This window comes from Prevotella sp. P2-180, assembly GCF_002251435.1.
Taxonomy (GTDB): Bacteria; Bacteroidota; Bacteroidia; order Bacteroidales; family Bacteroidaceae; genus Prevotella.
This window is the reverse complement of the sequence record NZ_NPJI01000110.1, coordinates 182,046-206,184: the sequence shown is the minus strand read 5'-3', so window position 1 is coordinate 206,184 and position 24,139 is coordinate 182,046. Positions and strand designations below refer to the sequence as shown.

Here is a 24,139-nt window from a genome sequence, read left to right as displayed (position 1 = left end):
TTATTAATATAATTTTGAATATAATATGAAAATAAACAAAATACTGATTTCGGCTATGCTGTTGGGTGGCAGTGCAATGATGACCACATCTTGCAACGACTGGCTTACCACAGACCCCGAAAGTTTCATAGGTCCGGAGAACCTTGGCGACTCCAAGGAAGCCGTTGACCAATGGGTGACAGGTGTATATAGCAACTGGCTCTACGACATGATGTGCTGGGGAGAGTTCCCACGCGTGCTCGAGCTAGACTGCGACTATATCTCCGGTCCAGACTGGCTGTTAGCCCACCTTGGTGCAGGCGACTTCCAGGGTGAGAGTTCGCTCGACAAGATGTGGAAAGGTCCTTACAACCTCATCAACGACGCCAACAAGGCCATACGTTATATACAGGCCATGGGCAACGTAAGCGATGAATATAAGAACAATGCTATCGGCGAGATGGAATTTCAGAAAGCATTTGCATATTTCCTTCTCGTTAGAGCCTACGGTCCAGTGCCATTCAAGGAGACCGACGTCACTGTGAGCGGTTCATACAACGACCCGCGTATGCCAGTGGCTGAGGTGTATGAGAAGATTATCTCATTGCTTGAGGATGCCGCATCCAAGATGTACAAGATTGACGATGCCGGATACCAGAAGGGACATGTGGCTGCCGGTTCGGCTGCCGGACTCCTTGTGAAGGTATATTGCACCATGGCTTCAGCCGCAATGCCTGCCGAGACTCCAATCACCATCCGCACAGGTGAACCATATCGCACTGTGTTCGACCAGCTGAGCCAAAAGGACATCCAGGTATGCAACACTCCTGCTGCCGTCACATTGAAAAAGCAGGTTGTGAGCGGATATGAGAACCTCAACTCAGCCGAGCTTTATGCCAAGGCTATAGAATGGGGCAAGAAACTGGTAGCTGGTGAATATGGAAACTATTATCTGAGCGACTATGCCGACCTGTGGAAATCGTCCAACCGTCAGGCTCCTGAGTTTATGTGGGCTGTGGAGTGTCTCGACGGCGACACAAAGTACCGTAACCAGGTTCATACCTTTTATAGCGGATATAAAGCAAGTGCCAGCTCGGAGTTTATCTACTCCGGAGGTTGGGTGGGATGCACCTACAACTGGTATGCCCTCTTTGACGACAGCGACCTTCGCATACTCGACGGTGTTCGCCACGTATGGCGCTACTACTATCAGGAAAGCTACAACGGCGCATTCTATTATCCCCAGGCATGGCGTGCCCGCGTCACTGGATATGACCTATATGGCAATTATGTGCCCGATGAACAGGAGCAGAAATACAAGGATATGGGATATAACTTCCAGAATAACACATCTTCGGAATGTCTCGCCTTTACCACTAAATATGAGGACTGCAAGAACAGTGCATCCGACTATACCGACGCACAGTGGCCATTCCTGAGATATGCCGACGTATTGCTCTGTCTGTCAGAGGCTCTCAACGAAACAGACCAGCCAGAAGATGCCATCAAGTATCTCAACCAAGTGCGCCAGCGCAGCAATGCCCATCTGATGGATGCTAATCCTGGCAAGAACTCCCTGCGCAGCTCTATCATTGAGGAGAGAGCCAAGGAGTTGGCTTGCGAGGGCGACCGCCGCTGGGATCTCATACGTTGGGGTATCTATCTCGACGCTATGAACGCCATCGGAGGCTTCGACGACTCGGGTATCAACAAGAACCGTACAGAGCGCAACCTGCTCTACCCTATCCCAGCCGACGAAATCTCTGCCAACGATGCCATTAAGGAGAACAACCCTGGATGGAACTAATCACATATATAATATAAATTAAGGTATTAATATGAAAGCAATATATTTAAAGAGAGCGGGAATCGCACTGATGACTGTCATGGCAATGGCTTCGTGCAGCGATGTGGTGAATATCCCGTCATACGACCCCTACTCCTGTGACGGCGCACCAGTCATAGAGGCTATCTATGACGCTCAGGATGTGTCGGAGACTCCGCAGGCTATCACTGGTGGTGTGCTCAACCAGATGATAAAGATTAAGGGTAAAAACCTGAGCCATGTGAAGAGTATATCATTCAACGGACTTGAGGTGGATGTGCGCCATGCAGCATACGCTGAACGCGACTTCTGCAATGTGACCATCCCGAGAAAGATTCCCGAGGAGGTGACCAACAAGTTGGTTTACACCACTGAGCAGGGCACTGTGACGGTGGATTTCCCTGTAAACATCCCCAACCTTCAGCTCGACGGACTCAAGAACGAGTTTACGCTACAGGGGGACAAAGTGCAAGTGATGGGCGACTACTTCGACCTCTATGGTTTCTCCAAGGATGAAGAACTGAACACTGCAACTATCACTATCCACAACGACGATTTGGGGTATAGTGAAGTTATTCCCACCGACTCCATCACGGAGACATATATGGGTATTCTCATTCCGAAGGATGCTCCCGACAACTCGCTCATCACATTCGAATGGGACGGTATGGACGGACGCAAAACCAAGACCATTCCTTATAGAATGAGCGACCAACTGATGTTCAGCAGCATGGAGGGCGACCTCGGATGGTGGAACGACTGGCTGAAGAGTCAGCTCACATGGGGCGGTAACAGTGGCGACCCGAAATGCCTTGGTTATCAGTTTATCCGTCTGCAGAAAAATCAGGATCTCTCATCGTCAATTATCGGTTCATGGAGCTGGAACTCAACTGGTATGGGTTGCAACTGGCGCTGGCTTGACGCATCTGCCAACCCCGAAAAGTACGTACTCAAGTTTGAGGTGTGCACAGCATCCTCCAAACCGTTTTATAACTATGGCGACAATGGTAAGGCAGGAAGTCGCAACGGAGGATATATGATTACACTAAATGGAGGAGCTACACGCAACCAGTGGGACCCCGTGAGCGATGGTCTTAACAACACCTACGGAGAGTGGCAAACAATATCACTGCCTCTCGTTGACTGCCTCGGAGGTTCTGTGCTGCCTACAGAACCCGACCAGTGGGTAAGTCTTGAGTTTGTATGCCAGCCCAACTCTAACGAAGACTGGCAGATTGACCACAGTTTCGGACAGTTCCGCATAGAACCCGCAGAATATTAATCTGATAAAAACAACAGAAAGATATGAAGAAAATATTTTTTAGCATAATGGCTTTGGTAGCAATGGGTATGGCAGTGTCGTGCTCCGATCCCGAGAACAGCGACAACAATGCCAACTACCAGCCCGACCGTGGTCAGGGTGTTGCTCCTGTAGTGGTGAGTGTGAGCCCACAGGATGGTGCTACCGACCTCGACACCATCAAGGTGTTTACCATAGAATATGACAAACCCATCTTCAGTACACCGCATGCCAGCATCAAGATAAATGATTCATACGTGGCCGACTCGGCTGTTACAGTGGAGGGCAACAAGCTCATCTTCACCTACGACACCAAGGGTAACACCACGTACAAGGTGACCGTGATGAAACCCACCGTGAGAGATGAAGGCTATAATTTCGCCTCCGATTTCTCTTTCTCGTTCTCCACAGCTCCTGTCAACACATTTGACATCAGTAGATTTGACATTGCCGATATGCCTGTGAATCCCGATGCAACCGAGGGGACAGTGAAGCTCTATCAGTTCCTCAAGTCACAGTTTGGCAAGACCGTGCTCTCGGCTACAGCGTCTTCCAACGAAGACAGAGGTTGGGGTACATCCACAGCCGAAGATTTATTCAACCGCACCGGCAAGTATCCTGCCATTGCCTGCTTCGACTATCTCTTCCTCCATTGGAGCAAACCACTGGGCAATGCCAACTGGATTGACTATACCGACACCACACCTGTGGAAAACTGGGCAAACGGCAATGGTATAGTATCCATTATGTGGCACTGGAACATGCCAGAGACAGAGGCAGACATCAACAACCCCGAAAAATACCACTTCTATGTTAGTGAGGAAGGCAAGTCTTATACTCCGTTCTCATGCAAGAATGCAGTACGTAGCGGCAAGTGGGAAAACACTCTTGCCCTGAAGCATCTCGACGTTGTGGCCGACTATCTGCTCGACCTTCAGGCAAAGGGTATATCGGTATTGTGGAGACCACTACACGAGGCTGCTGGCAACCGCTATCAGTATGAAGGCGGAACAGCATGGTTCTGGTGGGGCAATGATGGTGCGGCACAGTATAAGAAACTATGGAAACTGATGTTTGATACATTCAAGGCTAAAGGAGTTAACAACCTTATATGGGTATGGACATCCGATGGCAAGGACAAGGATTACTATCCTGGCGACGAATATGTGGATATCATCGGACGCGACTATTATGAGAATGACGCATCTAAGTATCACTTCTCTCTCATCAGCGATTTCGATGCTCTTTACAACCTAACAAACGGAAAGAAGATTATAACGCTCAGCGAATGTGGTGCTGTACCCGAGATTGGCAACATGATGCAAGGTGGTGATATGTGGAGTTGGTTTATGCCGTGGAATGGCGACTTCATGTACGCACCATACAATGATGACGCATTCTTCAATGCGCAGATGAACTCCAAGTATGTCATCTCGCGCGACGAACTTCCTTCATGGAAGTAATAATGATGTTCATATTAAAATAGTATAGTGATAGTGGAGGGTAGTATCATTACTGCCCTCCACTTTGCTTTATTTTGCAATGATATAGTGTGAATAATACAATTATTTGTTTTTGAGAAGATTAAGTGAGAGGAAAAATTGCAATTATTCCATATTATGGTAGGATATTTGTAGGTAAGTAAGACAAAAAAAGCAAAATAAAAGAGCTAATTAACGTATTGTTTGACAAAAAACTAAAATAGTGCTCTATTTTGATAAAATAGTATCATATAATTTCAAAAAATAATGCTAACTTTGCACCGTCAAAAAGAACAAATCATTATGTTCTGCTGACAAATTGCATTAACACGGAATATATTTGATTAGGTTTATAGTTAGTAGTTAGGTAAGAGAACAAAGGGGGCAAAAGTGTTTGTCCCCTCTCTTCAGACAAAGGCTTGAACCATCATTTTATTACCAACATCAACCTGAAGAACTTAAAACATAATACAACTAATAATTAGTATGAGGAAAACTTGCTTATTACTGCTTTCCCTACTTTTCACCGTAGCCATTGAGGCTCAGATAAGGGGAAACAACATCAATGTTACAATAGCTCCCAATCATAACGATTGGAACTATAAGGTAGGAGAAACGGCTGTATTCACCGTTCGCATATTGCGCTCAAACACTCCGATCGAGAATGTGGAAGTGGAATATGAACAAGGACCGGAGATGTATCCCGTGGGAGGCAAGAAAAAGGCTACGCTGAAAAACGGGGAAATGACTCTTAAAGGCAAGATGAACACTCCTGGATTCTATCGCGTGAATGTAAGCGCCACCATTGGTGGAAAGAAATACAGCAACACTTGCGCCGCGGCTTTCTCTCCTGAGAAAATTAAGCCATGGGCTGAATGCCCAGCCGACTTCGACGAGTTCTGGAGCAACACTCTAGCCGAAGCACGAAAGGTGGACCTTGACCCGCACCTCGAGCTCCTTCCCGAAAGATGCACCAAGGATGTCAACGTGTATGAAGTAAACTACAACAACAATGCATGGGGCAGTAAGATATACGGCATCCTCTGTATGCCAGTGAAGCCTGGTAAATATCCTGCATTGCTTCGTGTACCCGGAGCGGGTTGCCGTCCCTATGGAGGCGATGTGTGGATGGCATCACAAGGTGTAATCACTCTTGAAATAGGAATTCACGGCATACCAGTGACCATGAACCAAGTTGTTTATGACCGCCTACACAACGGTGCGCTCAACGGGTATTGGGAAGCCAATCTCGACAATCGCGAAAAAATGCCTTACAAACGCATCTTCACAGGTGCCATCCGTTCTATCGACTATATAGCATCACTACCAGAATGGGACGGCAAGAACCTCGGTGTCACCGGAAGCAGTCAGGGTGGTATGCTATCCTTGGTTTGCGCGGCACTCGACAGTAGGGTCACATGCTATGGCGCGGTACATGCCGCCATGTGCGATCATACTGCCTCACTCCACGGACAGGCTTGCGGTTGGCCTCATTATTTCTACTACGACAAAACCCGCGACGAGAAGAAGGTGAAGAACTCCGGCTATTTCGATGGCATCAACTTCGCCAAACGCATCAAGTGCAAGGGATGGTTCTCTTTCGGATACAACGACGAGGTAGTGCCCCCAACATCAGCATGGGCTACATACAACACAGTAACTGCCCCAAAGGAAATGAGTCTTTATCAGCAAACCGCACACTTCTGGTATCAGGAGCAGTGGGACGAGTGGGTGGCTTGGCTATTGAAGGAATTAAAAAAATGAAGAATGAAGAATGAAGAATGAAGAATGAAGAGTGAAGAATGAAGAATGAAGAATGAAGAGTGAAGAATGAAGAATGGCTGCGCAAACTGAACGCAGAGCCGAGCTCGCTCGAGCTATGCTGAGGTGAAGCCAGACATCGACGAAGTCAGTGAAGAATGAAAAAGATAATTTTGTTTTTAGCTGTATTTGCCATTGTGGCCAATGCAGCAGCGTCATTAAGGAGTGAACTTCTGAAACGACTTGAAAAGATTCAGGAGAAGGGCATAATGCTCGGACATCACGACGACCCAGTCTATGGAACCACATGGAAATGGGAAGAGGGACGCAGTGATATACTTGAAACGGCAGGCGACTATCCCGCAATTATGGAGTTTGACCTTGGCGGACTTGAACTCGGATGGGACAAGAATCTTGACAAGGTGCCGTTTGAACGCATACACAAGGAAATAGTGAATCATTACGAAAGAGGGGGAATAGTGGCCATTAGCTGGCATCCCTTCAATCCCACCAACGGAAAGGACGCTTGGTTTAAACCTGCTGGCAATGCCGTAACGGCAATCCTTCCTGGCGGAGCACTGAATCCAAAATTCAATAAATGGCTCGACAAGGTGGCATCATTCATAATGTCGTTGAAAGACAAGAACGGAGATGTTATCCCCGTACTTTTCCGACCTTGGCACGAGATGAACGGAGGATGGTTCTGGTGGGGAGCCTCGGATTGCACCCCAGAAGAATACCGACAACTGTATCAGTACACTCACAAGCGTATTTCTGAAAAAGTGTGCGACAACCTTGTGTGGGGATATTCTCCCAACCTCGCAAGCAACGAAAGCGAGGAGAACTTCATGAAGTATTATCCCGGCGACGAATATGTTGACTTGATAGGCATCGACGTTTATCAGATGGCGGCTGACTCCGTATATCAAGGCGATCTGCGCAAAGAATTCGACGTGATGAAGATTGTGGGTGAAAAGCATAACAAACTGGTTGCCCTGACCGAAACCGGCAATAAGACAGTGTCGCACCCAAAGTGGTTTACCGAGACACTACTGCCAGTTCTTGAGGAATATAAACTATGCTACGCCCTTCTTTGGCGTAACGCATGGGACAATCCAAAGGAAGTGTATGCCTCTGCTCCCAACCTGCCTACAGCCAAGGACTTCAAGAAGCTCTGCAAGAACAAGCGCATACTTATGAATAAAGACATAAAAAAAATGAAATAACAAATATAAAAAGACATTATGAATAATTTTCAAGAAAAGGTGAAGAGCCTACGAGCACATCATGAGGTTCTTCTAAGCAGAAAAAACAACCCTCTACCATACGGCAATGGTATCTATGAAAAGTATGAAAACCCTATCCTCACAGCTGAGCATACTCCATTAGAATGGAGATATGACTTCAACGAGAAGGACAACCCATATCTCATGCAGCGTATCATGATGAACGCTACCCTTAACTCCGGTGCAATCAAGTGGAACGGAAAATATGTTCTTGTAGTGAGAGTTGAAGGCGCCGACCGCAAGAGTTTCTTCGCCGTGGCAGAAAGTCCTAACGGTGTTGACAACTTCCGCTTCTGGCCAGAGCCCATCACCATGCCCGAAGATACTATTCCCGCTACAAATATCTATGACATGCGACTCACAGCCCACGAGGACGGATGGGTGTATGGCGTCTTCTGTGCCGAGCGTCACGACGACTCACAGCCGGGCGACCTCTCTGCAGCTACCGCCACTGCCGCCATCGCACGCACTAAGGACCTCGTCAACTGGGAACGTCTGCCTGACCTGAAGACAAAGAGCCAGCAACGCAACGTGGTGCTCCATCCTGAGTTTGTCGACGGCAAGTATGCTTTCTATACCCGCCCACAGGACGGATTCATCGACACTGGTTCAGGCGGCGGCATCGGCTGGGCACTAGTCGACGACATCACTAATGCAGAGATTACCGAGGAAAAAATCATCAATGCACGCCACTACCATACCATCATGGAAGTTAAGAATGGTGAAGGACCTCATCCTATAAAGACACCTAAGGGATGGCTCCACCTGGCACACGGAGTACGCGGATGCGCCAGCGGCTTGAGATACGTTTTATATATGTATATGACAGCTCTCGACGATCCCACACGTGTCATTGCACAACCCGGCGGCTACTTCATGGTGCCTGAGGGCGGTGAATATATCGGCGACGTGATGAACGTGGTATTTGCCAATGGCTGGATTGCAGACGAAGACGGAAAGGTGTTCATATACTACGGATCGTCAGACACACGTATGCACGTAGCTACATCATCCATTGACCGACTGATAGACTACTGCATGAATACTCCCGCCGATGGCTATACCACAGGTGAGAGCGTAGAAACAATAAAGAAACTAATAAAGAAGAACTTGGAAAATTGAAAGTTGAAAATTGAATTGCTGCGCACTGTTTCCTGGCGCAGCAATTCAATATTCAATTTTCAATCTTCAACATTCAACATTAAAAAATCATTATGGCTAAATTAAGTGAGAAAATCGGTTATGGATTCGGCGACATGTCTTCGTCGATGTTTTGGAAGATCTTTTCATATTATCTTCCTATTTTCTATAGCGACATCTTTGGGCTAAGCCTTGTAGATGCCGGAATATTAATGCTTGTGACAAGAATCTGGGACGGAGTAAGCGACCCGATGATGGGAATCATCGCCGACCGTACAAAGACACGCTGGGGAAAATACCGCCCATATCTTCTTTGGATAGCAGCTCCGTTCTCCATCTGCGGTATCTTGCTGTTCACCACACCTGACTGGGGATATGCCGCAAAACTTGTATGGGCATACGTGACCTACATCCTTATGATGACCGTATACACAGGCATCAACGTGCCTTACGGCTCTATGCTTGGAGTCATGACATCAGATACTAACGAGAAGACTGTATTCTCGTCATTCAGAATGTTCTTCGCCTATGGCGGCTCGTTTATCGCACTTTCAGCATGGGAACCGCTCTGCAACATGTTCACTCCAATGTTTGACGGGTCAAAAGCCGCTGGCACACAGTTTGCCATGGTGGCAATTGCCTCGGCATGTCTTGTCCTGTTCCTGCTCTGTTTTGCCCTCACCCGCGAACATATCAAGAGCGAGAGCAAGGTTAGCATCGGCAGCGACTTCTCCTCGTTGCTCCAAAACCGCCCTTGGTGGATACTCATCGGTGCAGCCCTCGGCAGCAACCTCTTCAATACGGTGCGTGGTTCGGTGGTGGCGTACTTCTTCACCTACGTCATCTGTGTCGACGGCGACGTGAGCCTGCCTTTCTTCGGACTTTCAATATTATTCTATGCAGGACTGTTCCTCAGCGTAGGCGAGGTGAGCAACATGATTGGTGTAGCACTTACTGTACCCATCGCTAAGCGTTTTGGCAAAAAGGCCACCTTCATCTATTCAAATATTGCACTGGCAGTACTCAGTGTGCTGTTCTTCTTTATGCCGGCAAATACGGTAGCAGGCCTTTGGGGCATGATGTTGATGCAGGTGCTCATTTCTATCTTCACCGGCATCATCTCTCCTCTTATTTGGAGTATGTATGCCGACGTGTCCGACTATGCAGAGCTTAAGTTCAACACCGCTTCCACAGGACTCATCTTCTCCAGTGCCTCCATGGCACAGAAGTTTGGCGGTGCAGTAGGCGGTGCCTCTGTCATGTGGCTTCTTGCCGCCGTAGGCTATGTACAGCCGCAGGCAGGTGTCAGCGTTACGCAACCTGCCGAAGTAGTAGACTATCTTTGGTATCTCATGACATTCGTTCCTTGTTGTGTTGCTCTCCTCAGCATCATTTGCGTAAACTTCTATCCTCTTACGACAGAAGAAGTGGAGAACATTTCACGCCAGCTGAAAAAGACAAGAAAACAGGAATAGAAGATAATTATTATGAAACAATGAAACAAACTGACCTGATGAAGCAGGAGGTGCAGGATGTGCTTCAGACAAACATCCTGCCCTTCTGGCTTGACAAAATGATTGACCGCGAAAACCGCGGCTTTTACGGACGAATAGACGGACACGGAGTGCTTCACCCCGATGCGGAGAAAGGTGCGATACTAAACGCACGCATACTTTGGACCTTCAGCGCTGCCTATCGTGTGCTGAAACGTCCGGAATACCTTGCCGCCGCAACACGTGCCAAGGACTATATTCTCGAACATTTCTACGACAAAGAGTTTGGCGGCATTTACTGGTCGCTCGACTGCCTTGGACGCCCTAAAGACACAAAGAAGCAGTTCTACGCCATAGGTTTCGCCATCTATGGACTTAGCGAGTATGCCCGTGCCACAGCCGACCGCGAAGCGCTCGACTATGCCATCCGCCTGTTTGAATGCATCGAGCAACACTCACTCGACAGAAAAGACAATGGATATATAGAAGCTTGCACAAGAGAGTGGGGCAAGATTGAAGACATGAGACTGTCTGACTTTGATGCCAATTATCCAAAGTCGCAGAATACTCATCTGCACATCATCGAACCTTATACAAATCTGTTCAGAATATGGAAAGACGAGCGTCTTGAAAAGGCATTGCGCAATCTCATCAACATCTTCACTGACAAGATACTCAACCCGGAGACTCACCATCTCGACCTCTTCTTCGACAACGACTGGACCCGTGGTGCCGGACATCTTGAGAGCTATGGCCACGACATTGAGTGCTCATGGCTCATGCATGAGGCAGCCCTGGTGCTTGGCGACGAGGAAGTGCTGAGAAAGGTGGAGCCGATAGTGAAGTTGGTGGCAAAGGCATCGGAAAAAGGTCTCAATGCCGACGGCTCGATGGTGCACGAGGCTAATGTTGACACAGGACATGTTGACGATGACCTACACTGGTGGGTACAGGCAGAGGCCGTGGTAGGATTCTTCAATATCTACCAATATTTTGGAGACGAACAGGCATTGGAGAAAGCTACACACTGCTGGCAGTACATAAAGCAAAACCTCATCGATAACGAGAACGGAGAATGGTACTGGAGCCGACATGCTGACGGAACACTGAACCTTGAAGACGACAAAGCCGGATTCTGGAAGTGTCCATACCATAATGGCAGAATGTGTCTCGAACTTATTGAGAGAATATAACCTGACCTCGTTAACTTCCTTCACTACTGAAAATCGAAATAATAGAAAAACTATGAAGCAAGATCAAAATACCGACCACGTTCTCCATGAGATAACCCCGTTGAGAGATGGCGACCTGATGTACATAGCCGACCGTCATAAGAAAGAGTTCACATATCCAATACACAACCACCAAGTGTTTGAACTAAACTTCGTGGAACACGGAGCTGGAGTGAGAAGGATTGTGGGCGACAGCAGCGAGATAATCGGCGAATATGACCTTGTGCTCATTACCAGTCTTGAATTGGAACATGTATGGATGCAAAACGATTGCAAGAGCGACGACATCCACGAAATCACCGTGCAGTTCCGCTTCGACCTCTCTTCCGAAGGCTTTTTCGCCACATCGCCTCTCAAGTCCATCTACCACATGCTCAACCAGGCCCGCAAAGGTCTTGTGTTTTCCATGGACACCATTATGAAAATCTATAACGACCTTCAGAAGCTCAGTAGCATCAAAGACCCCTTCGAAGCCTTCATCAGTTTCCTCCGCATACTCAATGTGCTAGCCAATAGCGACGGCTCACGCACTCTTGCCACTACGAGCTACGCCAAGGTTGTGATAGAAGAAGACAGTTCACGCATCCTTAAGGTGAAAAACTTCATCAATAGCAACTATATGAAAGAAATAAAGCTGAAGACTCTCTCAGACCTTGCTTGCATGAGCGAGACAGCCTTCAGCCGCTTCTTTAAGTTACACACCGGACGCACCGTGAGCGACTATATCATCGACATTCGTCTTGGGTTCGCTTCCCGAATGCTGGTAGACACAAACAAGAGCATTGCCGACATCTGCTACCTCTGCGGCTACAACAACCTAAGCAATTTCAACCGTGTGTTCAAACGCAAGAAAGGTTGTGCGCCCACAGAGTTCAGGGAGTATTACCATAAGACGAAAATCATTGTTTAGCTTTCTTTAGCTTCTCCATTCTCATCACCTGTTCCTTCACAATGTTGAGTGTGGTGGAATCGGTCGAGAATACTGAGTTAAGGCCTTGGGCCTCTTGTGCCGGGTCGCCGGTATAATCGTCACCAGGCAGCCACTGCTCGTGTTTCGGATTGGCGCGGCCTCCCCATGCCCAGAAGTTGCATCCGGCAAACTTCCCTCCATTCTCGGCATTGTCGGCCACCAGTGAGAATACATACTTGTAATAGCCATCGCGGCCTTGTGTCGTGGTGGCTTTGTCATATTTAAATCCATCACGCGGATAACCAAACTCCTCCATCACCAAGGGTTTGCCCAAACGGTCGCATATCTCAAGGTGGCGTTCTATGTATTGCTTCGTACTGTCGCACGCTGCGGGCAAGTCGGCTATAAGGCTATCAGGACGGGCCCAACTCCAGTTGTAAGGCCAGATGTGTATGTTGCAGTAGTCTATGTTCTTGTCCTTGCAGATAGTCTCGTAGGTCTGGTAGTCGCCCTCACATCCCCATGCTCCCTCGCTACCGATAGAGATGAGGTGGTTGGTGTCGAGACTGCGTATCAAGGCCGATGTCTCGGCAAGCCACTTCGCAAACGGCTTTAGCTCCTCCTTGCCGAAAGCGCGGGGCTCGTTGCCTATCTGCCACGACATGATTGTTGGGTCGTCGGTATATTTCACACCAGTATATTGATTGGTGCGTCCCAGGATAAATCTCACATAATCGTAGAATAGCTGGTGAGCTTTTTCAGATGTGGCATACTTACGCATAAAATCCATAAAGGCAGGATAACCATCTTCATTAGGACGTGGAGCCTTTCCTTCTCCAGCATGCTCGAGATAGAAGCCGTAGCCCCCACTCCACTCCCATGAGTTGTTCAGATACAGCACTGCCACCATGTCGCGCTTCCCCATTTCCATGAGAAGGTAGTCCAATCCGGCTAATATGGTATCGTTATACACGCCAGGAGCCTTTTGCAAGGTTGGCTCAACCTTTGTCAGCACGCCCTCCTCTCCGTCGCTGCCCACGAGTATTCTCAGATTGTCGATTCCCATGGCCTTCATGTCGTCAAGTTCCTGACAAAGGCGTGTGCGGTTGCCTCCACGTCCCTCCGACCCAAGAATAGCACCATACCAGAAGTTAGTTCCCACATAGTAGTAAGGACTACCGTTGCGCACGAAATGTCCGTCCACCACTTTCACAAATTTGTCACCCTCCGTGTCCTTCACAGAAGAGCAAGACCCGGTGACAATCATGGCCATCACAGCTATCAGCATTTGATAGATAACTTTTTTCATTTGCATTGTTTCAGTTGTTTTGGTTATTATAAATTATTTTTTTGCAAAGATAAAGTCTTTTTCTCGATATTCAAATATAATAATTATCAACTTTTGATACTATTTTATCAAAAACAACTATTTGGAATGATATTTATCAACAAATGTCATAAACACAACGTAATTAATTGGAATTTTGTTTTGTAGATAAATGAAAACGTACTATCTTTGTAGCGAAAAAAAGGAAACAAAAAGTCAATAACTAACGAAATGGAAAAAAGATACGGACATTTTGATGACGCTCAGCGCGAGTATGTCATCACTGATCCAAAGACCCCATGGCCTTGGATCAATTATCTGGGCAACGAAGACTTCTTCTCCCTTATCTCTAACACTGCAGGAGGCTACAGCTTCTACAAGGACGCCAAGTTCCGACGCATCACACGTTATCGCTACAACAACGTGCCTATGGACAACGACGGACGATACTTCTACCTGAAAGACGGCGACACGATTTGGAATCCAGGATGGAAGCCTTGCCGCACACCACTCGACTCATACGAGTGTCGTCATGGTATGGGATATACACGCATCACAGGAAAAAAACTGGGTGTCGAAGCATCTGTGCTCTTCTTCGTGCCTCTCAAGACATGGGGCGAGGTACAGAAACTGACACTCACCAACACCACCTCGGAAAAAAAGCAGCTAAAGCTATTCTCGTTTACCGAATGGTGCTTGTGGAACGCCGCCACCGACATGGAAAACTTCCAGCGCAACTTCTCTACTGGAGAGGTGGAGATAGAGGGTTCCACTATATATCATAAGACTGAATACCGCGAACGCCGCAACCATTATGCCTTCTATACCGTAAACGCACCGATACAGGGCTTCGACACCGACCGCGAGACCTTTGTAGGACTCTATAGCGAGAAGTCGGCACCCGACGCTGTGGTCGAAGGCCGTCCACGCAATAGCCACGCCCACGGATGGAGCCCCATAGCTTCACAATATATAGAGGTGGAACTCGCTCCGGGAGAAAGCTGCGACTTCGTGTTCCTGCTCGGATATGTAGAAAACAAACAGGAAGAGAAATTTGAGGCTAAGAAGGTTATCAATAAAGAGAAGGCTCACCAGCTCATCGAACGTTTCAACACCACCGAGAAAGTGGACGCCGCATTCGCTGAACTCTGTGCCTACTGGGACAAGCTGCTCTCAAACTTCTCCGTGGAAAGTGGCAACGACAAACTCGACCGTATGGTCAACATCTGGAACCAGTACCAGTGTATGGTCACCTTCAACTTCTCGCGCTCGGCATCGTTCTTCGAAAGTGGAGTGGGCAGAGGCATGGGCTTCCGCGACTCCAACCAAGACCTCGTGGGCTTCGTACACCTCGTGCCAAGCCGCGCACGCCAGCGCATCATCGACATCGCCTCAACACAATTCCCCGACGGAGGATGCTATCACCAGTACCAGCCACTCACCAAACGAGGCAACAACGACATCGGCGGAGGATTCAACGACGATCCCTGCTGGCTCATCTTCGGCACTGCAGCATATCTTAAGGAGACAGGCGACTTCTCCATCCTTACCGAGCCTGTTCCGTTCGACAATCAGCCAGGAAGCGAGAAGACTCTATTCCAACATCTGAAGATATCGATGGAACACGTCACACGCAACCTCGGTCCTCACGCCCTTCCGCTCATTGGCCGTGCCGACTGGAACGACTGCCTGAACCTCAACTGCTTCTCATGGGATCCCAACGAGAGCTTCCAAACCACCGAAAACAAGAGCGAAGGCAGCAAGGCTGAGTCGCTCATGATTGCCGGCCTGTTTGTCGTTACCGGAAAAGAATACATCAACCTTTGCCGACAGCTTGCACGCCAAGGAGAGGACGCTGAGAAATATGGCATCGACAGTTTCGAGACAGAGGCCGACACTATGGCAGCTGCCGTAGAAGCCATGGAGAAAGCAGTGAAAAAAGATGGATGGGACGGCGAATGGTTCCTCCGCGCATACGATTTCTATGGCAACAAGATTGGCTCTAACGAAAATGAGGAAGGAAAGATCTTCATCGAAAGTCAGGGATGGTGCACAATGGCTGGCATCGGACTCGAAGAAGGACTCTGCGACAAGGCCATCGACTCTGTAGAGCGCATGATGGACTGCGAGCATGGCATTGTGCTCAATAATCCAGCTTACACCACATACCATGTCGAGATGGGAGAAATATCGTCATATCCTGAGGGATACAAGGAGAATGCCGGCATCTTCTGCCACAACAACCCTTGGGTCATCATAGGCATGACCGTGGCAGGACGCGGCAACGACGCATGGGAGCATTACACAAAGATACTTCCATCATACGTTGAGGAGAAACACCAAACGCTGCATAAGGTCGAGCCTTACGTCAACTGTCAGATGGTAGCCGGTAAAGATGCCTTCAAACCTGGCGAGGGAAAGAACTCATGGCTTACCGGAACTGCTGCATGGATGTGGCTCACCGTCAGCCAGTACATCCTCGGCATACAACCCGACTATGAAGGTCTTGCCATACGTCCATGCCTTCCTTCTACAGCTGATGAATATACAGTACGTCGCCGTTTCCGCGACGCTGAGTACACCATCACGGTAAAGAATCCCGATGGACGCCAGACTGGCATAAGTTCAATGACAGTCGACGGACAGCCCGTAAGTGGAAATGTCATTCCTTATTCTGAGGGCAGCCACACTGTGGTAGTAGTTATGTAAAAATCATATGATTTTTATAAGATTTAGATGAGTTATCGTATATTTTTCCTCTAAATCGCACTATTTTCATGCGATTTAGAGGAAATTTCTTTGTTTTTTAGAAATAAAAGATGTATTTTTGCAGCATGAATACATCTAATATAATTTAAGTTCCTCACCCTTTATAGCATTGCAACCACAATATAACCCTCTGAAATTCAGCTTTTAGTAGTAGGGCGAGTGTTTCCCAAATGCGTGTCAATGGAGGACTTTTCATTTCATTCTTCTAATGCATTTAACCAAAGGGCGCACTGTCACCTTACGACAGACGGCTGTCATAACTACGACAGTCGGCTGTCATAACTGTGACAGTCTTGGCTAAGACATTAGGCTTGCAGTTGCCATAAGACATCTCGTTTCGTGTTGTATAAGCCAGCTCCGCAAACACCCTACACCCTACATTATTTCGTAGCAGCATCTTGATAATCAGATGATTAATGAATGTAGGGTGCCTCTCAACCCTACATTAACCCTACATCATCCGTACATTAATTTTTTCATGGTCTCATTAATCGTCTCCGCGATGACCGTTTTTTTTCATTTCGATAGCCCGATCAATTCATTGGCGTTTCAATTTGTGTAAGGTGAATGTAGGGTGAATGTAGGGTTGAGAGGCACCCTACATACTGTAATTACCTGAGTGGCAGGTGTTTAGCCCGAAATAATGTAGGGTGTAGGGTTTTAGCGACATTCATCCTTATATTTATTTGCCATCAATCTAAAATTAGGCAAATAACCCTAATTGAATTTTCGACGGTCGCACCACAAAACAAATATTTAGACCACTCATAAGGGGTGGGAAACTAAAGTTCTTTAATTTAGCAAGGCGAACACCCCAAAACTATGGAACTTATTTTGCGATAGTCTTTTTTTATTGATAAAAGCAGATTTTTGGGAATTTTCTTTGTTGTACTAAATAATTTTATATACTTTGCCCCCAGTCTTAGGCTTGCTGAAAGCCCACAATAGGGCAGAGGCGGGCAAGACACATATACATAAAAGGCGTAACTGTACGCTTTGGTTTTGACGATAGAAGAACTTCGCACACTCTAAGGATTGTCAAGAACAAAGCAACGGGAACGCCTCATGGGGTGTATTATATACAGCCCTCATTGGCATTGGATCACTCCCAATGTAGATGTTGGTGTTCCATATATGCACATGAACCAAGGTACCTGTCCCTATGACCCCTATGACCCTAAAAAGAACATAAAACTACGAGTTGACAAGTTGACGAGTGGACGAGTAGACAAGTTATTACTCATGCCGCAGTCTTTTGGCTTTGACTATCAACTTGTCAACTCGTCCACTTGTCAACTAACTATATTTTACCATGCACTGTAAGGAGCATACTCGGTGGTGTTGGTCTGCAGACCCCACTGCGGGTTGTACTCTATGATGGCATTGTCTATTGGCAGCGACTGGAAGTAAGCGTCGGTGATGGGCTTGCTATATATCTTGGTGCCAATCTTGTGCTCAATCACGGTCTTGCTCCATGGCTTGCCTGTGTCGTAGGCATATCGCTTCAGGTCGAGCATACGCTGGAACGACACGAGGGGAAGCTCGCGGCGGCGCTCGGTCAGAATCTCGTTAAGGAGCTGGTCGGCAGACATCGAACTGCCGTTCTTCAAGTCGGTGCTCACGCCATCGCCGTAGTTATAGCGATATTTGCGCAGGAGGTTAAGGCTCTGCAAGGCTGCTGAGGTGTTACCTGTGCGTGCCTCTGCCTCTGCCTTTTCGAGCAACAACTGAGGATAGGTGATGCCTTCGGTGGTCTGCATATTGTAGGAACGGTAGTCGTTGATCTGCAGACCATCGTCAACAGTAATGTCGCCGTAGGTGGTGTGATAGCCTTCCACGATGAAGAAGAACTTCTTGCAGCGGAGGTCGTGGTCGAAGTCGAAGATAGACTTCCAGTCTTCTGAAGGCACATACTTAGTGGTGGTAGTTCCGCTTGGCACTGAACGGTAGAGCAGAATCTCACGGTGAGTAGTCTGCTCGAAGTCGGTGTCAGGACCGCGCAGTGTCATGAAAGGCTCCGGTGAACAGCCCTCTGGCGGGTTGATTTCGGTGAGTGCCTCGTAGTAGAAGTCGTTGTAGTTGTAGATGAGCTTGTCGGCACTGCCACTGTTGGCAACGGCAAGTTCCCAAGCCTTCTGTGCGTCGGCGAGCATGTTCTGCCAGTCGCGTGTGTACATATAGTATTCTGCACGCAGAGCGTAGGCGCAGGCTCTGTCGGCACGGCTATGGTTTGCCACGGTGTTTGGGCAGTTCTCGCAGGCATAGTCGAGGTCAGCCTTCGCAAGCTCGAAAATCTCGGCTGTCGTGTTGAGGTCGCCGTTGCCTACGGTTGGGTCGCCCGAGAGTCGATATGGCACCACCTTGGTGTCGTTGGCCCCTCCTGCCTGGTACATAGGACCGTAGCATAAGGCCATGTTCATCATCTGCCAAGCGCGTCCGAGGCGTGCCTGTGCGATGACTCCTTTTGCGTAAGCTGACTCGCTGTCGATGGCTGTCACTCCGTCGATTACGTTGTTGAAGTAACCGAGAGCCTTGTAACTGTAGGTCCAGGTGAATGGTGTGTTGATCGGATCCTGCACTGGCGAGTAGAAAATGTAGGCAGCCAGGTTCTCAAGGTTTGGGAAGGTGGCAGTGTATTGGTACTTTGCCAGGTTCTCCGTGATGGTGAGGTTGTCAGCCATGGCAGCGTAGAAGCAGCTGCGGTTGTTGTCCATCATGAAGTAAGGGTCAACGGTGAGACTGTTGTTGAGAATGTTCTCAAACTGTGACACCTCTGTGGGAATCATCTTTCCCACGGGCTTCACGTCGAGGAAGTTGTCGCAGGACGCGAGCGTTGCGGCGAGTGTTGCCGCGAAGATATATTTTAATTTCTTCATAGTGTTCTGTTGTAAGGGTTAGAAACTGAATGTAAGACCGATGTAGAACTCCGGATTCATTGGCAGTGAGGCATATCCTGCGTTTGATGAGTCGTTCATTCCTCCGCTGTAGTTCAGTTCGAAGGTCTCAGGATCAATATCGCAGTCGCTTGCCGTAATGCGGAAGAGGTTGCGTGCCTGGAGATATACCTTTGCGTCGCTCATGCCGATGAGTTTGGTGAGCGAGTTGTCGAAGTTGTAGGTGAGGGTCAGGTCACGCAGCTTGGCATAGCTTGCGTTGCCTATGTTGATGTCGCAGAACGGGAAGTAGAACATGTCCATGTTCCACGACTTAAGCACCGGATAGATTTTCGTTGCCTCGTCGCCTGCCTTCTGCCAACGCTCTGCTACGTGGCGGCTGTTGATGTTGGAGCCTTGGAACACGTCCTTACGATACTTATGGCCAAGTTTGGCAATGAACATGAACGAGAGGTTCCAGTTCTTGTAAGAGAAGTTGTTTGTCAGCGCCATGTCTGCCTTTGGCACTGCGGTGCCGAGATATACAACATCGTCAACAGTACAAGCAGAGGCGAGCTTCTTTTCGCCGTCGGCTCCGAAGATCATGGTCTGTCCCTTGTCGTCGAGTCCTGCGAAGTTGTAGCCGAAGAGTCCGTACATAGGATAGCCTGCGGCATGAATTGGTGTCACCCAAGCCCAAGATGTCGGGTATTTGCGGTTGACATTGTATTCGAGCACCTCGTTCTTGTTTAATGAGAGGTTGTAGGTCACGTCCCAACGGAAGTAGCGCGACTTTACGGGAGTGCCGTTGATGGCGAACTCGAATCCCTGGTTGCGTATAGAACCTACGTTCTTTCTGATTGACGAAACGCCGAGAGTCGGGTCAACAGCATCAGAGGCGAGCAGGTCGGTGCTCTTCTTGTGATAGTAGTCGAAGCTGAAGCCCAATCGGTTGTTGAGCACGTTGATATCGATACCGATGTTCTTGGTCGTGGTCTTCTCCCAGCGAAGGGAGTTGTTGGGGAAGGAAGATATACTGTTTGACACACCGCCGGTAATAGGGCTGAAGGAGCCGGCAGAGAGGATGAGGTAAGGACCGTCGGTGAGCGAGATATTACCGTTCACGCCGTAGGATGCACGGACATTCAAGCGGTCGATCCATTCAACGTTGAAGAATTTCTCGTTTTTCACCTTCCATGTTCCACCCACAGACCACATTGGTTTGTGGCGATATTTCGGGTCGGTGCCGAAGAAATTGGTGAGGTCCTCACGAATACTTCCGCTGATGATATAGCGGTCGTCGAACTCGTATGATCCGTTGAAATACCACGACACGAAACGGTTGTCGCTGATGCCGTAGCTACCATATTTGAGATACCATGCAAGGTCGTTGCCGTTGAGCATGTCTTGGTTGTAAACACCTGACACGAAGTCCTTGATGTTGACTGGCGTGAACGAGCCTGCCGTTGAGTTGTAGCCGAGACGAGTGGCGTAGGTGTTGTTGTCGTAGGTTATGCGGCGCACCTCGTTACCTGCAAGTGCAGTTACACGGTGCTTTCCGAACGTGCGGTTGAAGTTCACCTGTGTGCGCACTGTCCAGTTTTCGTTGGTGTAGCGGGTCTCGTCAATCATGTCGCCGTCGGGAACATAGTGGTTTGAGATGTTGCTCATCGAGGTACCGTTGTTGAAGGCAAGGCGCATGCGGTAACTGTTGGCTGTCGATATGGTCTTGCTCGTAGAGTTGCCTCGAGTCCAGTTGCCTCCCACCTCAGCGGTAAGCCCGTCGATGATTTTGAAGCGCAGGAAACCGTTGAAGCGTGCCGCGAAACTGGTGGTCTTGTTGTAGTCCTCGTAGGCATCGGTCACGGGGTTGTAGTCGGTGTCCTTAAGTCCGCTGACCGAACTGTAGAGGTCGGCAGTAGCGGCACTGACAGTACGTATGTTCAGGAGGTTACCGTTGTCGTCTGCCAGTCGGGAGTAGGGTTTCAGATAACTGGTATAGTCGGTGAACGACTGGAATGAGTTTCTTGGCGAATTAGAACGTGAGTAGTTGACGTTGGCTGCCACGCCTACGGTCAGGAACTTATATGGATTCCATTCGTTCCTAAGGTCAACGAGCAGTCGGTCGTTGTCGGTGTTTATGTAAGACGCACGGTTCTTTGTATAGTTTACCGCAAGGTTGTATTTGTTCACCTTGTTGCCGCCGCTGATGCCGATGTTGTGGGTCTGTGTGAATGCAGTGCGTAACATATATTTCTCCATGTCGCGCAGCACGTTGTTGCCACGCAGTTTGTCGATGGCAGAATTAAATTCCGAATCGCTAATCTTTCCTGCCTTGCGCTGAGTCAGCAGGTAGTCAACGTCGCTCTGGTTAGCGGTTCTGTAGGCAATGTTGTAAGATGAGCTGTTGGGATTGAGGTCGTAGAGCGCAAGTTCGGCGTCGATGTAGTCTGATGTTGACGCCATGTGCAGGTCGTCGAGGTTTGGCTTCGACTCAAACTTAAAGCTTCCTCGGTAGCTGAGCCTTGTCTTTCCCTCGGCACCGTTTTTCGTGGTGACGATGATGACACCGTTGGCAGAACGAGAACCGTAGATTGAGGCTGCCACACCATCTTTAAGCACGGTGATGTTCTCGATGTTGTCGGGGTTGAGCTCGCTGAGCTGGCACTCTGTAGGATATCCATCGACAACGATGAGAGGCTGTGTGGCGGCGTTCAAGGTGGCGATACCACGGATAGAGAGATTTCCGTCCTTGTCGAGAACCACACCTGCTATCTGTCCTTCGAGTTTCTGCGTGAGGTCGGCGTTGAGCTTTCCGTCAATCTGCTTGCTTGTCATGGTGCCGAACGATCCCGTGGCACGTTCCTTCGATATGGTCTGATAACCAGTCACAATCACGTCGTCCATGATGTTGGCGTCGGGTTCGAGTGTAATCACCTTCGATGTCTGCAGGCGACGCATGGGCAAGGTCTGGGTCTTCATGCCGAGATAGGAAACGCTGACGTTCTTTCCTCGTTGTGCAGGAGCCACACGTAGGGCGAATCGACCGTCGCTATCTGTAACAGTGCCTACGTTGGTGCCGGGAATGGTGACGGAGACACCCACAAGTGCCTCGCCGTTTTCGTCAACCACGCGTCCTGTGAGCATGTTGCCTGCCTGACGTTTCTTTATGGTCACTATGTTTCCTTCAATGGAGTAGCTGCAGTTGAGCTTGTCCATCACTTCGTCGAGCACCTCGCGTACCGGCTTGTCCTGTGCGTTGAGCGACACCTTTGGCAGCGACTCGGCAAGGTCGGTGCTGCAGATGAAGTCGAGGCCGGTTTGCTTTTTCAGCTCGGCGAAAAAGTTCTTCACTGTGGCTGACGTCATTTTGATCGTCACATTGGGGCTGCGTTGTGCCGTAGCCTCAATAGTCCATGGAGCCATGGCGCACAATGCGAAAAGCAGCGAGCATAGCGTCCTTTTGGAAGTTAAGAAATGCTTCATATTCTCTCTTTTTTGTAAATAAATGTATCTTGTCGTTATTCCTTTCCCTTTATTGTCATCACTCCGTCGCGAAGGGTGATGTCCACTCCTGTCACTTCCTTTATGGCGTGGATGGTGGGAAGTATGTCGTCATACTTGTTAATGTCGCCCGTGAAGCGCATCGTCTTTATGTCGTCCGACTCAAACACCACGCCTATGTTGTACCACCGCGAAAATACATCGGTAAGTTCCTCAAGCGAGCAGCCGTCGAAGAAAAACTGTCCTGTGTTCCACGCCACGTATGGCTCCACATCCACCTTCGACACCGTGACGCGGTGATTGCCTGTAAACTCGGCTTTCTCGCCGGGGCGAAGTATTGTCTCCCTGCCATTGCTTGTCACCACGCCCACCTTTCCTTTCACGAGCACCACGCTGGCGCAGCCCTGTCGTGGTTTGGTGTTTACACAAAACTCGGTGCCGTAGTCGCGTATGTCTCCGTAGGGAGTGGAGACAACAAACGGGTGGCTGTTGTCCTTTGCCACAAAAAAGTATGCCTCGCCTTCGAGAAACACACGGCGTTCCTTGCCGTTGAAGTGCATCGGGTAGGTAAGGCTTGAGTTGTAGTTAAGATGTACGTGGGTGCCGTCGTCGAGCACCATCCAAAACTCCTTGTCGTGGTGGGTTACGAGCGTTGCTTCGGGTGTGTCTGTTTCCTGCACTTCCTCAGCCGCGTCCCTGTTGTTCTGCATTATTTCGGCGGCGGCAGTGGCAGAACTGACGTTTGATGCCTTGGCACCCTTGATGAGGAGCGTAGCCTCGTTGATGCCCGATTTCTCCAGTTTCTCCATCGCTACGATTGCCTCCTCGTCAATCTGCGGGGTTGCTGTCTTCCTGTCAGCCATAGCCAAATGCCACAGCACGATGCCTACAACGGCAACGGCAGCCACGCTTGCTATTCGCTTCAGCCAAACGATTGCGGCATGGGTAACGGCTGATGCGGGACGCGACTCGTGTTTGTCGTAAAACCGTTTCTTGGCTTTCCTCTTGTCTATGGAGGCAAACTGCCTGTAGCGCATGACGAAAGCCTTGTTGTCCAACATACCTTCTACCTTCGACTTCAGTTCGGGATCTTCGTCGAGCAGGCTTTCGAGCAGCCTGTCCTCTTCCGGAGTTGAAACTCCGAGAATGTGTCTTGCAACAAGTTCGTTTATGTTACTTTTGTCGTTCATATATTTGTCCTTTTAACCTTAATACACCTTAAATGGCGAAAAAGGTGACAAGAATTTAGAAAAAAGCCA

15 protein-coding genes are annotated in these 24,139 nt (G+C 48.8%); 10 read left to right on the top strand and 5 right to left on the bottom strand.

The genetic code is table 11. The features are described from left to right. Positions 1 to 25 precede the first annotated feature (25 nt). The 9 genes from CIK98_RS16080 to CIK98_RS16040 all read left to right on the top strand — a co-directional run bounded on the left by CIK98_RS16080 (position 26) and on the right by CIK98_RS16040 (position 12,407). A complete protein-coding gene (locus CIK98_RS16080; RefSeq protein WP_094386039.1) occupies positions 26 to 1,786 on the top strand; it encodes a RagB/SusD family nutrient uptake outer membrane protein in 1,761 nt (586 codons plus the stop codon). 31 nt (positions 1,787 to 1,817) lie between these two features. Further along, entirely contained in the window at positions 1,818 to 3,086 is a 1,269-nt protein-coding gene (locus CIK98_RS16075) for a glycan-binding surface protein (RefSeq protein WP_141210573.1), read from the top strand. Between the two features lie 23 nt (positions 3,087 to 3,109). Next, positions 3,110 to 4,567, top strand: a complete 1,458-nt coding sequence (locus tag CIK98_RS16070) for a glycosyl hydrolase (RefSeq protein WP_094386035.1) — start codon at positions 3,110 to 3,112, stop codon at positions 4,565 to 4,567. A gap of 504 nt (positions 4,568 to 5,071) precedes the next feature. After that, entirely contained in the window at positions 5,072 to 6,349 is a 1,278-nt protein-coding gene (locus tag CIK98_RS16065) for an acetylxylan esterase (protein ID WP_094386033.1), read from the top strand. Between the two features lie 155 nt (positions 6,350 to 6,504). After that, the gene (locus CIK98_RS16060; RefSeq protein WP_094386032.1) at positions 6,505 to 7,572 is read left to right on the top strand and encodes a glycoside hydrolase family 26 protein; all 1,068 of its coding nucleotides are present in this window, start codon (positions 6,505 to 6,507) and stop codon (positions 7,570 to 7,572) included. 18 nt (positions 7,573 to 7,590) lie between these two features. After that, positions 7,591 to 8,754 carry a glycosidase gene (locus CIK98_RS16055; protein ID WP_094386030.1) on the top strand — a complete coding sequence of 388 codons (1,164 nt, stop codon included), beginning with the start codon at positions 7,591 to 7,593 and terminating at the stop codon, positions 8,752 to 8,754. Between the two features lie 92 nt (positions 8,755 to 8,846). Further along, positions 8,847 to 10,247 carry an MFS transporter gene (locus CIK98_RS16050; RefSeq protein ID WP_094386028.1) on the top strand — a complete coding sequence of 467 codons (1,401 nt, stop codon included), beginning with the start codon at positions 8,847 to 8,849 and terminating at the stop codon, positions 10,245 to 10,247. A gap of 20 nt (positions 10,248 to 10,267) precedes the next feature. Then, a complete protein-coding gene (locus tag CIK98_RS16045; protein WP_172409998.1) occupies positions 10,268 to 11,458 on the top strand; it encodes an AGE family epimerase/isomerase in 1,191 nt (396 codons plus the stop codon). A gap of 52 nt (positions 11,459 to 11,510) precedes the next feature. Beyond that, positions 11,511 to 12,407 carry an AraC family transcriptional regulator gene (locus CIK98_RS16040; RefSeq protein WP_094386026.1) on the top strand — a complete coding sequence of 299 codons (897 nt, stop codon included), beginning with the start codon at positions 11,511 to 11,513 and terminating at the stop codon, positions 12,405 to 12,407. Here CIK98_RS16040 and CIK98_RS16035 read toward each other — a convergent pair. After that, complete coding sequence (locus CIK98_RS16035; RefSeq protein ID WP_253249770.1) at positions 12,397 to 13,674, bottom strand: cellulase family glycosylhydrolase; 1,278 nt, start codon at positions 13,672 to 13,674, stop codon at positions 12,397 to 12,399. The two genes, CIK98_RS16040 and CIK98_RS16035, sit on opposite strands and share 11 nt — an antisense overlap. Before the next feature lie 291 nt (positions 13,675 to 13,965). On the opposite strand from CIK98_RS16035, the gene CIK98_RS16030 reads away from it, so the two are divergent. Then, a complete protein-coding gene (locus CIK98_RS16030) occupies positions 13,966 to 16,443 on the top strand; it encodes a GH36-type glycosyl hydrolase domain-containing protein (protein ID WP_094386022.1) in 2,478 nt (825 codons plus the stop codon). Positions 16,444 to 16,741: 298 nt separating this feature from the next. On the opposite strand, the gene CIK98_RS18415 is transcribed toward CIK98_RS16030, so the two are convergent. From CIK98_RS18415 to CIK98_RS16015, 4 genes are all read right to left on the bottom strand, one after another. Beyond that, positions 16,742 to 16,900, bottom strand: a complete 159-nt coding sequence (locus CIK98_RS18415) for a hypothetical protein (protein WP_172409829.1) — start codon at positions 16,898 to 16,900, stop codon at positions 16,742 to 16,744. Between the two features lie 910 nt (positions 16,901 to 17,810). Next, entirely contained in the window at positions 17,811 to 19,379 is a 1,569-nt protein-coding gene (locus CIK98_RS16025) for a RagB/SusD family nutrient uptake outer membrane protein (protein ID WP_094386020.1), read from the bottom strand. A gap of 18 nt (positions 19,380 to 19,397) precedes the next feature. Next, positions 19,398 to 22,862, bottom strand: a complete 3,465-nt coding sequence (locus CIK98_RS16020) for a SusC/RagA family TonB-linked outer membrane protein (RefSeq protein WP_094386018.1) — start codon at positions 22,860 to 22,862, stop codon at positions 19,398 to 19,400. Between the two features lie 35 nt (positions 22,863 to 22,897). Then, the gene (locus tag CIK98_RS16015; RefSeq protein WP_094386016.1) at positions 22,898 to 24,070 is read right to left on the bottom strand and encodes a FecR family protein; all 1,173 of its coding nucleotides are present in this window, start codon (positions 24,068 to 24,070) and stop codon (positions 22,898 to 22,900) included. Positions 24,071 to 24,139: the final 69 nt, after the last annotated feature.

What these genes read in the sequence shown, in the direction of transcription:
- CIK98_RS16045 (WP_172409998.1), top strand. Translation starts at nt 10,268, where the DNA reads ATGAAACAAACTGACCTGATGAAGCAGGAGGTGCAGGATGTGCTTCAG.
- CIK98_RS16030 (WP_094386022.1), top strand. Translation starts at nt 13,966, where the DNA reads ATGGAAAAAAGATACGGACATTTTGATGACGCTCAGCGCGAGTATGTC.
- CIK98_RS16075 (WP_141210573.1), top strand. Translation starts at nt 1,818, where the DNA reads ATGAAAGCAATATATTTAAAGAGAGCGGGAATCGCACTGATGACTGTC.
- CIK98_RS16055 (WP_094386030.1), top strand. Translation starts at nt 7,591, where the DNA reads ATGAATAATTTTCAAGAAAAGGTGAAGAGCCTACGAGCACATCATGAG.
- CIK98_RS16070 (WP_094386035.1), top strand. Translation starts at nt 3,110, where the DNA reads ATGAAGAAAATATTTTTTAGCATAATGGCTTTGGTAGCAATGGGTATG.
- CIK98_RS18415 (WP_172409829.1), bottom strand. Translation starts at nt 16,900, where the DNA reads ATGCTGCTACGAAATAATGTAGGGTGTAGGGTGTTTGCGGAGCTGGCT.
- CIK98_RS16025 (WP_094386020.1), bottom strand. Translation starts at nt 19,379, where the DNA reads ATGAAGAAATTAAAATATATCTTCGCGGCAACACTCGCCGCAACGCTC.
- CIK98_RS16060 (WP_094386032.1), top strand. Translation starts at nt 6,505, where the DNA reads ATGAAAAAGATAATTTTGTTTTTAGCTGTATTTGCCATTGTGGCCAAT.
- CIK98_RS16020 (WP_094386018.1), bottom strand. Translation starts at nt 22,862, where the DNA reads ATGAAGCATTTCTTAACTTCCAAAAGGACGCTATGCTCGCTGCTTTTC.
- CIK98_RS16080 (WP_094386039.1), top strand. Translation starts at nt 26, where the DNA reads ATGAAAATAAACAAAATACTGATTTCGGCTATGCTGTTGGGTGGCAGT.
- CIK98_RS16015 (WP_094386016.1), bottom strand. Translation starts at nt 24,070, where the DNA reads ATGAACGACAAAAGTAACATAAACGAACTTGTTGCAAGACACATTCTC.
- CIK98_RS16065 (WP_094386033.1), top strand. Translation starts at nt 5,072, where the DNA reads ATGAGGAAAACTTGCTTATTACTGCTTTCCCTACTTTTCACCGTAGCC.
- CIK98_RS16050 (WP_094386028.1), top strand. Translation starts at nt 8,847, where the DNA reads ATGGCTAAATTAAGTGAGAAAATCGGTTATGGATTCGGCGACATGTCT.
- CIK98_RS16040 (WP_094386026.1), top strand. Translation starts at nt 11,511, where the DNA reads ATGAAGCAAGATCAAAATACCGACCACGTTCTCCATGAGATAACCCCG.
- CIK98_RS16035 (WP_253249770.1), bottom strand. Translation starts at nt 13,674, where the DNA reads ATGATTGTCACCGGGTCTTGCTCTTCTGTGAAGGACACGGAGGGTGAC.